We start from the raw sequence: 11,144 nt of genomic DNA, 5'->3' as shown, positions 1-11,144 counted from the left end.
CATCCACTACAACTACCATCGACCACACACCGCCGCCGGAAACCAGCCACCAGTCACCCGGCTCCACACCGGCGTCACCAACGTCATGACCTCATACACCTAACTGCCGTTGCAGTACTAGGGCGATACGACGAGCCGGGTCGGACGGGTGCCGGTGGCGATGGCCGCGACGCCGCGGGGGCTGTCGGCGATGGACGCCAGGCATGATATCCGCGACACTAGCCGGTCGCGCTGCGGGTTGGGCTGCACACGCTGGAATGCGACGACCTTAGCCCCGCCGTTGGCGTACTCGCCGAACTCGACGACGAACGCCTCACCGTAGCCGTGGAAGACGATGACGACGAGCTCGCCACCGCGGCCGATGCGCATGTGCTCGGCCGGGCAGCGCCGCTGTATCCCGAGCTGCTCGACAGCCCGGCCTTCGAGGAACCCGGATCGCCGTTGTCCGACACCCGCGGTCACCGAGGGCGCTACACAACGTCGCCCACGACGCCGTGCTTACCGTGGGTGTCCCGCGGCAATCGTCGCGGGACACGGCTTGGGCTACTTCGCCTGGCGGTGCCGGGGCCGCCGTCCTGGTCGCTCGTGAGCTCGGATCCGGTCGTAGTAGTCGTAGTAACGGAGCGCGTCGCACCTGCGACACGCCGGTTGTGGAATCCCTGCCGGGTGTTTGGTCTCGCGCGGTCCACCCGTACGGACTGCTGTGCGGGTTCCTGATGTCGGTGTCGGCGTATCCGATGCGACACTGGGACGCGCCGGTCCCGATGATCGATGTCGTGCTGTTCGTCCCTTACTACATCGGACAGGATTCCTGGCTGCACGACGTGGTGGTGTCGCGTCAGCAGTGACGACCGGCGCGGTGACTGCGCTGACCGGCCACGTCGTCGTGTTCGGAGCGACAGTGCTCTACACCCTCATCAACGGTACGTGGCCTGGGGCGCTGACCTGGTTGGGAATAGGGGTGTCCTTGGCGCTGGCCACGCTGTTGCTCGGCGCAGTGGCAGGCGTGGCGGGCGGCATGCTCGCCAAGTTCATCGAGTCGATCCGGTCTTGAACCGCCCAGCTGCACGGCTCCACGGTGCTGAATGGCATCGGTGCTCTACAACGCGCGCCGGCGACAGGGCACGCCTGGCGAAGCTGATCCCGGCAACCTCTGCTCAGCATCGCAACTCCATCCGACACGAGAAAGTCCGGGCGGACGAGCTGATCGCGGCGTTACCTGCCAGCGGTCGAGGACGCGCATGTGCCCCGGTTTCCCGCCACGCGCACCCAGCAGGCCGCACCGAAATCTCGGCAGCGCGGATCCCCTCACTCTGACCGATCTTTCCGAAAATCGCATTTTGCCGCTAAAGACCGCCTTTGTGTCAGATTTTCGAAGTGTGCAGTCATGACGGTGTTTGCTCACCGGTTTGGCGGTACGATCATCCTGGCCTCGTGGTTAGCTTCGCTATTGGGAGGGGACGTCGATGCATTCCATACCGCTCAACGTGATCTCAGTATCCAGTGTCCGCGATCGGCCACGACTGGCCATCATCAGCGACTCCGGACCGGATCTCCAGGCCGCGGAGTGGACCATCGGCGCTCGAACCGATGACGATCTGAGCCTGGAAGTCATCGTCAATCACAGCCGCCAGAACATCGCATCCATCGAGGGCATCAGCCTCTCCGAAGACGATCACCACGTCTACTTGACGGTATGGGTTCGCCGACTGCCGCCGCGTCGGGCACGGACCCTTCATTCCCTGACCGGCAAACACATGGTTGACCTTTCCGGCCCGCTCGCCGGCCGAACCGTGGTGAATCCGCCAACGGATCCGTAACCACCACAAGGCGTAGCCGGAGCAGCGTGAAGCCAACCGGCCCGCGAAATCAAATCACCGATAAGACAATTGAAGATCGAACAGGAGTGCACGCATGAGACGGGTCTATCCCGTGATCGGTGTTTCCGGCGTTGTTGATCAGTAGGTCTCGGCTCCCGGCCAGCGGTCACCGAACGTGATGGCAAACGCGTTGATCACTGGCTTCCAACGCATCGTCCATCGAGCGCGGCCTGTCCCGGTCGGGTCCAGGCTGCGGGTCACAAGGTACAGGCACTTCATCGCGGCCTGCTCGGTCGGGAAATGTCCACGTGCACGGATCGCCCGCCGATAACGGGCGTTCAGCGACTCGATCGCGTTCGTGGAGCAGATCATCGTCCGGATCTCGACGTCATAGTCAAGGAACGGCGTGAACTCATCCCATGCGTTGCGCCACAGACGAATCACCGCTGCGTGCTTTGCGCCCCATTTCTCTTCGAATTCGTCGAGAGCGGCCGCCGCGGCGCCCGGGCCCGGTGCGGTGTAGATCGGTTTGATGTCGCGTTTCACCGCGTCCCAGTCCCGGCGGGACACGAGCCGGAAGGTGTTGCGGATCAAGTGGACGATGCAGGTCTGCACGACGGTTTGCGGCCACACGTTCGCCACGACCTCGGGCAGACCTTTGAGGCCGTCGCAGACGAGGAAGAACACGTCCCGGATGCCGCGGTTTTTCAGGTCGATGAGCACGCTCATCCAGAACTTCGCACCCTCGCCGCCGGTGCCCATCCACAGCCCCAGGACGTCCTTGTGGCCGTCGATGGTGACGCCGATGGCGGCGTAGACGGGCCGGTTGGCGACCTGCCCGTCGCGGACCTTGACGTGGATAGCGTCGATGAACACAGCCACGTACACCGCATCCAGTGGACGGCTGGCCCAGTCGTTCATGTCGGCGACGACCTTGTCGGTGATCCGCGAGATCGTTTCCTTGCTGACCGAGGACCCGTAGATCTCGGCGAAATGCGCCGAGATATCCCCGGTCGTCATTCCTTTCGCATAAAGCGACAGCATGATCTCGTCCACCTCGGTCAGTCGACGCTGTCGCTTGCGCACGATCTGCGGTTCGAACGTGCTCTCCCGGTCCCGTGGCACGTTGATACCGACCTCGCCCGCGGCGTCCGAGACCACCGTTTTCGACCGGGTACCGTTGCGCACGTTCCTCGACTCACGGTCCGGGTCGGCCTGGTTCTTCTCGTGGCCGAGATGCTCGGTCATTTCCTCGTTCAACGCGGTTTCCAGCACGTTCTTGGTGAACAGCTTCAGCAGCCCGTCCGGTCCGGTCAGCGCCAGCCCGCGGGCCTTCGCCTCCGCCACCATCGCCGCCGCGGCGGCCTGCTCCGGCGACAGCTCCCGCGCCGGCTTGGACTCACTCTTGCGTGGACTCACAAGGTCCGATGTCATCACTCACCGTGCCCATCTCGCCGGACCTCAGCCCGGCGTGTCGGGCCGGAAACACCGATCTTGGAACAGTCCCCAATCGAAGTCTGGGCAGACCCGAGGCGCGATTGCGCCTGCCGTTGACGGATGATCGCAGACCGCTGCGCGGGGGAGGTCAGACCTGCGCTTCCGGCGGAAGGCGTGCGTCGGGGAGGCGAGTTCAGGCCTGCGACTGCTCCCGGATGGAGTGCCATGCCGACTTGATGTGGCTGCACATCACCGACTGGGCCCAGTCGGCGTCGCGGGCGCGCAGCGCGGCGATCAGTTCGTGGTGGTGGGCGAGGCTGCGGCGCAGTGCTTCCGGTCGGTAGTGGGCGAACGTCCGCCAGACGATCGGCAGCTGCACGACCGACGCGAGCACCGCGGCGAGGCGGTTGTTGCCCGACCCCTCCAGGATCGCGCGGTGGAAGCGGTTGTTGAGATCGGTGAGCTCGTCGAGGTCGGTCGGCTGGCCGTTCGCGACCAACGCGTCCATCGCGCACGCCAGCTCCTCGAGCCGGTCGACGTCGACCGTCGCACGTTCGGCGGCGAGGCTGCAGCCCCACGGTTCGAGCACCATGCGCAGGCTGAAGATCTCGTCGAGGTCGGCGATGTCCCAGCGCTTGACCTGCACGCCGCGATGGCGTTCGTAGATCAGCAACCCCTCGGCGGTGAGCCGGCGCAGGGCTTCCCGTACCGGGGTGCGGCTGACCCCGATCGAGTCGGCGAGCTCGCCTTCGCGCAGCCACTCCCCGCCTGCCCGCCTGCCGGAGAGGATCTCGTCGCGGATCAGCCGGTAGGCGTGATCGGCCGCGTGCCGGCCGTCCTGCTCGTACGCCGTGTCGCTCATCGAGGACGACCCTAAAGGACGACCAGAATTGTATGCAACTTTCACTGAGCCGTTGACACACTGCCGCCGTGAGCTCTACTTTTTTCCTGGTCGAGCGGCGACGCAGATCACGTGTCGCGAAAAGTTGCATACAACGAGGAGTGCTGGATGCCTGAAGAGATGCCCTTGGCCGGTCTGCGGGTGGTGGAGCTCGGGCAGTTGCTCGCCGGGCCGTTCTGCGGGCAGCTCCTCGGCGACTTCGGCGCCCAGGTGATCAAGGTCGAGGACCCGCGCACCGGTGACCCGATGCGCCAGTGGGGGCGGGAACGGCCCTACGGCCGGTCGCTCTGGTGGCCGGTCGTGGCACGCAACAAGCAGTCGGTCACCGCCGACCTGCGGACCGAGGAAGGACAGCGGCTCGTCGCCCGGCTCATCGTCGAGGCCGACGTGCTCATCGAGAACTTCCGCCCCGGCACGCTCGAGCGGTGGGGGCTGAGCCCGGAGGTGCTCTGGGAGCGGAACCCTCGCCTGATCATCACCCGCGTGAGCGGCTACGGCCAGACGGGACCGTACGCCAAGCGCGCGGGGTACGGCTCCATCGGCGAAGCCATGGGCGGCATCCGGTACATCACCGGTGACCCGGACCGCGCCCCGTCCCGCACGGGCATTTCCCTCGGCGACGCGCTCGCCGCGACGTTCGCCTGCATCGGCACGCTGGTGGCGCTGCACAACCGGGGACGCACCGGCAAGGGCCAGGTCGTCGACTCCGCCATCTACGAGGCGGTGCTCGCGATGATGGAGTCCCTAATCCCCGAGTACCAGGTGGCGGGCTACCAGCGGCAGCGCACCGGCGCGACGCTGCCGAACGTCGCGCCGAGCAACGTCTACCCGACCGCCGACGAGGAGATGATCCTGCTCGCGGCCAACCAGGACACGGTGTTCCGGCGGCTGGCCGATGCCATGGGGCGGCCCGAGCTGGCCACCGACGAGCGCTACGCCACGCACGGCGCCCGCGGCAAGTCCATGGAAGAGCTCGACGGCCTCATCGCCGAGTGGACCTCCACCATGAAGGCGGACGACCTGCTGGAGCTGATGAACGACAAGGGTGTGCCGGCCGGGCGCATCTACCGCGCCAAGGACATGCTCACCGACCCGCACTTCGCCGCGCGGGAGGCGATCGTCCGCCTGGTCCACCCCGAGATCGGCGAGTTCGCCATGCACAACGTGGTGCCGAAGCTCTCGGACACGCCGGGGAAGGTCCGCCACGTCGGGCCCGAGCTCGGCGAGCACAACGAAGTCATCTACCGCGATCTGCTCGGCCTCGCCGACGACGAGCTGGTGTCGTTGCGCTCGGCCGGTGTCATCTGAGGAGACCACCAATGACCTACCGGCTCGGCGTGGACGTGGGCGGCACGTTCACCGACATCCTTCTCATCGACGAGGACTCCGGTCAGACCTACCGGGCCAAGACGTCCTCCACCCCGCGGGACCAGTCGATCGGCGTGCTGCGCGGCATCGAGCGCGTGTGCGCGGTGGCCGGCGCGGACCCGGCGGAGATCGCTTCCGTCTACCACGGCACCACGGTCGCGACGAACGCGATCCTGGAGGGCAAGGGCGCCAAGGTCGGCCTCGTGACCACCCACGGTTTCCGCCAGGTGCTCCAGATCGCCCGCTCCTTCGTGCCCGGCGGCCTCGCCGGCTGGATCATCTGGCCCAAGCCGGAACCCTTGGCGGCACTGGAGAACACCGTCGAGGTCCGGGGCCGCATCGCCGCCGACGGCTCGGTGGTCGACGAGCTGGCCGAGGACGACGTGCGGGCCCAGCTGGCGAAGCTGCGGTCCGCGGGCATCGAGGCGCTGAGCGTCAGCCTGATCAACTCCTACGCCAACGCCGCGCACGAGCGCCGCGTCGGCGAGATCGCGGCGGAGGAACTGCCCGGCGTGCCGGTCTCGCTGTCCTCCTCGGTGCTGCCGGAACTGCGCGAGTACGAGCGCACCATCACCACGGTCGCCAACGCCGCCGTGCAGCCGCAGGTGAAGCTGTACACGGCCAACCTCGCGGACAAGCTCGAAGAGAACGGCATCACCGGCCAGCTCAGCATCCTGCGCAGCGACGGCGGCCTGGTCTCCGCCGGCGCCGCGGCCGACAACCCGGTGAGCCTGCTGCTGTCCGGCCCCGCCGGTGGTGTCACCGGCGCGACCTGGGTGGCGGAGCAGGCGGGCTTCGCCGACTTCCTCACCTTCGACATGGGCGGCACGTCCACCGACGTGGCGCTGGTGCAGAACCTGACGCCGCGGATCGGCCGGGAGACCACCGTCGGCGACCTGAAGGTGCGCGCCACCTCGGTCGACGTGCGCACGGTCGGCGCCGGTGGCGGTTCCATCGGCCACGTCCCGCCGCTCACCCAGGCGCTGCGGGTCGGCCCGCAGTCCGCGGGCGCGTCGCCGGGACCGGCCGCCTACGGCGCCGGGGGCACCGAGCCCACGGTGACCGACGCCAACGTCGTGCTCGGCTACCTGCCGGCGGAGCTGGCGGGCGGCGAGATCACCCTCGACCGCGAGGCGGCCCGGTCGGCGGTCAAGTCCATCGCGGACGCCACCGGTCTCGGGTCGGTGGAGGCGGCCGCCGCCGGGATCATCGACATCGTCAACGAGAACATGTTCGGGGCCCTGCGCCTGGTCTCGGTGCAGCAGGGGTTCGACCCGCGCGACTTCGCGCTGGTCGCGTTCGGCGGCGCCGGACCGCTGCACGCCAACGCGCTCGGCAAGCTCACCGGTGCCTGGCCGGTGATCATCCCGCCGTCGCCCGGGGTGCTGTGCGCCTACGGCGACGCGACCACGAACCTGCGCGACGAAGCCGTCCGCACGCTCGTGCGCCGGTTCGGCGAGTTCACCGACGAGAGCCTGCGCGAGCTGCTCACCGAGCTGGCCGACAAGGCGCGCGGCACGCTCGTCGGCCAGGACGTGCCCGAGTCCGACATCCGCGTCGTCTACTCGGCCGATTTGCGTTACCACGGCCAGGGTTTCGAGATCCCGGTCGAGGTCGACATCACCCGGTTCACCGGCGGCGGGGCCGGCCTGGACAGCCTGCGCGGCGCGTTCGACGCCGAACACCAGCGGCTGTTCTCCTTCGTGCTCGACAACGAGCACGAGGTCGTGACGATCCGCGCCACCGCGCACGGGCCGCGCCCGCAGGTCGCCTCCCCGAAGCTGGCGGACGGCGGCACCGACGCCGCGCCCGCGTTGCGCGACCGCACGGCGATCTGGGTCGAGGGCGCAGAGGTCGAAGCCGGCGTCTACGAGCGGGCGAAGCTGCTCGCGGGCAACGTGGTGACCGGTCCGGCGATCGTCACCGAAATGGACTCCACCACGCTGGTGCTGCCCCGCCACGCGGCCACCGTGCACGCCAGCGGCAGCCTGCTCATCCGCCCGGTCGCCGAGACCGCCGAGCACACCACGGAGAACTGACATGGCACGGCTTGTCGAAACCGCGACCGGATCGCTGCGGCGGGTGGACGTCGACGTGGTCACCCTCGACCTCGTCGAGAACGGGCTGCGCAACGCCCGCTACGAGATGGACGAGGTGCTGTTCCGCACGGCGCTCTCGCCGGGCATCCGCGAGCAGCACGACGAGTTCCCGCTGATCGCCAACCGCGACGGCAAGATGGTCGTCGGCCAGTTCGGACTGTCCATTCCGGACTTCCTCGACAACTTCGCCGGCGACATCGAGGAGGGCGACGTCCTGTTGACGTCCGACCCCTACTCGTGCGGTGCCGCGATCAGCCACGCCAACGACTGGCTCGTGGTGATCCCGATCTTCTTCGAGGGGCACATCGTCGGCTGGTCGGCGATGTTCGGCCACATGTCCGACGTCGGCGGCAAGACCCCGGCGTCCATGCCGACCGACGCCCGCACGATCTTCGAGGAGGGGGTGGTCATCCCGCCCTTCAAGCTCTACCGCAAGGGCGAGCTGGCCGAGGACGCGCTGCGCATCATCCTCAACCAGGTGCGCAAGCCCGACTGGAACCGCGCCGACCTCAACGGCATCGTCGCGGCGTGCCGCACGGCCGCGCGCCGTGTGCAGGAGATGTGCGCCCGGTTTGGCGTCGACACCTACGACTCGGCGCTCGAGCAGCTGCTCGACCGCAACTACCGGGCGATGAAGGTGCTGCTGCAGGCCGTCTTCAAGGACGGCGAGACAATATCCTTCACCGACTACATCTGCGACGACGGCCTCGGCTACGGCCCGTACGAGCTGAAGCTCAGCCTGACCCGGCACGGGGAGAAGGTCACCCTCGACTTCAGCGGCAGCAGCCCGCAGGCGCAGGGGCCGATCAACTACTTCATCAACGAGAACCTCATGCGGATGTTCTTCGGCATCTACATGATCACCGTCGCCGACCCGCAGATCCTCTGGAACGACGGCTTCTACCCGCTGGTGGACGTCATCATCCCCGAAGACTCGTTCTGGAAGCCGAAGTACCCGGCCGCGCTCAACGCCCGCAACCACGGCATCGGCCGCGTGTTCGACCTCTTCGGCGGGCTGCTCGGCCAGACGAACCCCGACCTGCTCAACGCCGCGGGGTTCTCGTCGTCGCCGCACTTCATGTACTCGGGCACCTACAGCGACGGCGACCGCAAGGGCGAGTGGTTCCAGCTCTACTCCATCGGGTTCGGCGGCATCCCCGGCCGGCCCCTCGGCGACGGGCCGGACGGACACTCGCTGTGGCCGTCGTTCGTGAACATCCCGTGCGAATACCTGGAGTCGTACTACCCGCTGCGCATCGAGCGCTGGGAGACCGTCGCCGACACCGGCGGGTCCGGGCTGCATCGCGGCGGCAACGCGGTCGACGTGGCCTACCGGTTCCTCGAGCCGGGCACGATCGCGATCCACGACGACCGCTGGCTCACCTACCCATGGGGCGTCAACGGCGGCGAGCCCGGCGCCCGCAGCCGCAAGTGGATCGAGCGCGCCGACGGCAGCACCGAGGTGCTCGGCAGCAAGGTGCACGACGTGCCCGTGCACCGCGGCGACCTCCTGCACTTCGTCACGTGGGGCGGCGGCGGGTGGGGCGACCCGCTGGCCCGCGACCCGGAGCTGGTCGGCCTGGAGGTCCGCCGCGGCCTCGTGACCGCCCCGGGCGCGCGCCGCTACGGCGTCGTCTGCGACGGCGATGGCCGGGTGGACGCCGCCGCGACCGAGGCGCTGCGGGCGGAGCTGCGCGGCACCCGTCCGGAGCCGCTCCCGACGTTCGACCGCGGTCCCGAGCTGGCGACGATCCTGGAGCGGGCCCTGGCCGAAACCGGCCTGCCCGCCCCGCTGCGGCCCGTCGTCTCGTGAGCGACATGTCCACTTCGGACCCGTTCGACGGGACGCTGGCCGGCGGAAGCCGTCCAGCACTGGTCCTGATCGACCTGATGCGGGCTTACTTCACCGAGGGCAGCCCGCTGCTGCTGCCGTCGCGCGACTGTCTCGGCTCGGCGGCCCGGGTCCTGGCGGCCGCGCGGCGGCACGGGATCCCGGTCGTACACACGCGGGTGGCCTACGGCGCGGACGGCGTGGATGGTGGCCTGTTCCTCCGCAAGGTCCCGGCGCTGCGGATGCTGCAGGGCGGGGGCGGCCCGCTCGGTGAGTTCATGCCGGAGGTCGCGCCGGCGGAGGGTGAGCAGGTGGTGGTGAAGCAGTACCCCAGCGCCTTCTTCGGGACTCCGCTGGCGTCCTCGTTGCGGGCCCGTGGCGTCGACACCGTGGTGATCGGCGGGGTCAGCACGAGCGGTTGTGTCCGGGCGAGCGCGCTCGACGCGCTCCAGCACGGGTTCGTCCCGCTGGTGGTGCGGGAGGCGGTCGGTGACCGCACGCCCGAGACCCAGGAAGCGAACCTGTTCGACATCCAGGCGAAGTGCGGCGAGGTCGTCGGCGAGGCGACCGCGCTGGCTTACCTGGCGGAGGAACGATGAACATCGAGATCGTCGAAATGTCCCCGCGGGACGGCCTGCAGAACGAGAAGGCCGTCCTGAGCACCGAGGACAAGGTGGAGCTGGTCGGACGAGCCGTGCGGGCGGGAGCCAAGCGCATCGAAGTGACCAGCTTCGTCAACCCGGCGCGGGTCCCGCAGCTGGCGGACGCCGACGCGCTGATGGCCGCCCTGCCCCGCCACGACGGCGTCCGCTACGCGGGCCTGGTGATCAACGAACGCGGCCTCGACCGGGCGCTCGAGGGCAAGGTGGACGAGGTCGACGTCGTGGTCGTGGCCACGGACACCTTCTGCGGCCGCAACCAGGGCATGACCACGGAACAGGCGTGCGAGACGGCCGCGAGGCTGGTCGCGGCGGCCCGGCAGGCGGGCAAGTTCACGACGGTCACGATCGGCGCGTCGTTCGGGTGCCCGTTCGAGGGTGAGGTCTCCCTGGACCGGCTCGGTGAGGTGCTCCGGCGGGTGCACGCCACCGGCGCGGACGAGATCGCGCTGGCGGACACGATCGGCGTCGCGGTCCCGACCGACGTCACCGAGCGGCTGACATTGGCCCGGGACATCGTCGGCGGCGACACCCCGCTGCGGCTGCACCTGCACGACACCCGCAACACGGCGGTCGCCAACGCGGTCGCGGCTGTCCACAGTGGAGTCGCGGTGCTGGACGCGAGCATCGGGGGAGCGGGCGGCTGCCCGTTCGCGCCGGCCGCGACCGGCAACGTGGCCACGGAGGATCTGGCGTACCTGTTCGCCCGGATGGGCCACGCGACAGGGATCGACCTGGCCGAGACGATCTCGGCGGCGGTGTGGCTCGAGGAGCGGCTGGGCAAGAAACTGCCCAGCGCACTGGCCCGCGCGGGCGCCTTCCCCGCCTGAGCCCCGCGCCGGCCCGGGCCGATCGATCCACGGCGGCATGGGGTACATGCGCGAGTCCGAAGTGGACCGCCACTACCGCGATGCCCGCATCCTCGGCATCGGCGGCGGGGCCAGTGAGGTGCCGGAACCGTTCGCCGGATCAGATCACGCGGCGGGCTGGTCCCGGCGGGTGCGGCGCGCGAGCGCGACACCCGCCAGG

Annotated in this window: 11 protein-coding genes and 2 pseudogenes; 10 read left to right on the top strand and 3 right to left on the bottom strand. The window is 68.9% G+C overall.

Annotation, left to right across the window (positions count from 1 at the left end; translation table 11 throughout):
- Positions 1–103, top strand: a pseudogene (locus tag H5411_RS44240) (IS481 family transposase); the annotation flags it as partial.
- Between the two features lie 14 nt (positions 104–117).
- Here H5411_RS44240 and H5411_RS44235 read toward each other — a convergent pair.
- Positions 118–462, bottom strand: coding sequence for a hypothetical protein (locus H5411_RS44235; RefSeq protein WP_143271448.1), 345 nt, complete (start codon positions 460–462; stop codon positions 118–120).
- A 188-nt stretch (positions 463–650) separates the two neighbouring features.
- Between H5411_RS44235 and H5411_RS44230 the strand changes: the two genes are divergently transcribed.
- The 3 genes from H5411_RS44230 to H5411_RS44220 all read left to right on the top strand — a co-directional run bounded on the left by H5411_RS44230 (position 651) and on the right by H5411_RS44220 (position 1,820).
- Positions 651–848: a hypothetical protein gene (locus H5411_RS44230; RefSeq protein ID WP_101438405.1), complete on the top strand. Its 198-nt coding sequence runs from the start codon at positions 651–653 to the stop codon at positions 846–848.
- An 11-nt stretch (positions 849–859) separates the two neighbouring features.
- Positions 860–1,054 (top strand): hypothetical protein, encoded by a 195-nt coding sequence (locus H5411_RS44225; RefSeq protein WP_143271449.1) that lies wholly within the window; start codon positions 860–862, stop codon positions 1,052–1,054.
- Between the two features lie 412 nt (positions 1,055–1,466).
- The gene (locus H5411_RS44220; RefSeq protein ID WP_101438407.1) at positions 1,467–1,820 is read left to right on the top strand and encodes a hypothetical protein; all 354 of its coding nucleotides are present in this window, start codon (positions 1,467–1,469) and stop codon (positions 1,818–1,820) included.
- A gap of 138 nt (positions 1,821–1,958) precedes the next feature.
- On the opposite strand, the gene H5411_RS44215 is transcribed toward H5411_RS44220, so the two are convergent.
- A complete protein-coding gene (locus H5411_RS44215) occupies positions 1,959–3,254 on the bottom strand; it encodes an IS256 family transposase (protein ID WP_101438408.1) in 1,296 nt (431 codons plus the stop codon).
- Positions 3,255–3,450: 196 nt separating this feature from the next.
- On the bottom strand, positions 3,451–4,119 hold the full coding sequence (locus H5411_RS44210; RefSeq protein WP_101438409.1) for a GntR family transcriptional regulator: 669 nt from the start codon (positions 4,117–4,119) through the stop codon (positions 3,451–3,453).
- Between the two features lie 147 nt (positions 4,120–4,266).
- Between H5411_RS44210 and H5411_RS44205 the strand changes: the two genes are divergently transcribed.
- The 6 genes and pseudogenes from H5411_RS44205 to H5411_RS49925 form a co-directional block, all read left to right on the top strand.
- Positions 4,267–5,466, top strand: a complete 1,200-nt coding sequence (locus H5411_RS44205; protein WP_101438410.1) for a CaiB/BaiF CoA transferase family protein — start codon at positions 4,267–4,269, stop codon at positions 5,464–5,466.
- Between the two features lie 11 nt (positions 5,467–5,477).
- Positions 5,478–7,565: a hydantoinase/oxoprolinase family protein gene (locus H5411_RS44200; RefSeq protein WP_101438411.1), complete on the top strand. Its 2,088-nt coding sequence runs from the start codon at positions 5,478–5,480 to the stop codon at positions 7,563–7,565.
- 1 nt (position 7,566) lies between these two features.
- A complete protein-coding gene (locus H5411_RS44195; protein ID WP_101438412.1) occupies positions 7,567–9,438 on the top strand; it encodes a hydantoinase B/oxoprolinase family protein in 1,872 nt (623 codons plus the stop codon).
- Positions 9,439–9,443: 5 nt separating this feature from the next.
- Complete coding sequence (locus H5411_RS44190) at positions 9,444–10,055, top strand: isochorismatase family protein (RefSeq protein ID WP_101441154.1); 612 nt, start codon at positions 9,444–9,446, stop codon at positions 10,053–10,055.
- Complete coding sequence (locus tag H5411_RS44185; RefSeq protein WP_101438413.1) at positions 10,052–10,945, top strand: hydroxymethylglutaryl-CoA lyase; 894 nt, start codon at positions 10,052–10,054, stop codon at positions 10,943–10,945. Before H5411_RS44190 ends, H5411_RS44185 begins: the two co-directional genes overlap by 4 nt.
- A 25-nt stretch (positions 10,946–10,970) precedes the next feature.
- Positions 10,971–11,066 (top strand): annotated as a pseudogene (locus H5411_RS49925) (acyl-CoA dehydrogenase family protein); the annotation flags it as partial.
- Between the last annotated feature and the right edge of the window lie 78 nt (positions 11,067–11,144).

This window comes from Amycolatopsis echigonensis, from assembly GCF_014174495.1.
In the GTDB taxonomy this organism is placed as follows: Bacteria; Actinomycetota; Actinomycetes; order Mycobacteriales; family Pseudonocardiaceae; genus Amycolatopsis; species Amycolatopsis echigonensis.
This window is presented reverse-complemented; position numbering and strand designations above follow the sequence as displayed.

Bases quoted from the DNA above. Each gene is read 5' to 3' on its own strand.
- H5411_RS44220 (WP_101438407.1), top strand. From the start codon at position 1,467: ATGCATTCCATACCGCTCAACGTGATCTCAGTATCCAGTGTCCGCGAT.
- H5411_RS44205 (WP_101438410.1), top strand. From the start codon at position 4,267: ATGCCTGAAGAGATGCCCTTGGCCGGTCTGCGGGTGGTGGAGCTCGGG.
- H5411_RS44215 (WP_101438408.1), bottom strand. From the start codon at position 3,254: ATGACATCGGACCTTGTGAGTCCACGCAAGAGTGAGTCCAAGCCGGCG.
- H5411_RS44200 (WP_101438411.1), top strand. From the start codon at position 5,478: ATGACCTACCGGCTCGGCGTGGACGTGGGCGGCACGTTCACCGACATC.
- H5411_RS44195 (WP_101438412.1), top strand. From the start codon at position 7,567: ATGGCACGGCTTGTCGAAACCGCGACCGGATCGCTGCGGCGGGTGGAC.
- H5411_RS44185 (WP_101438413.1), top strand. From the start codon at position 10,052: ATGAACATCGAGATCGTCGAAATGTCCCCGCGGGACGGCCTGCAGAAC.
- H5411_RS44210 (WP_101438409.1), bottom strand. From the start codon at position 4,119: ATGAGCGACACGGCGTACGAGCAGGACGGCCGGCACGCGGCCGATCAC.
- H5411_RS44190 (WP_101441154.1), top strand. From the start codon at position 9,444: ATGTCCACTTCGGACCCGTTCGACGGGACGCTGGCCGGCGGAAGCCGT.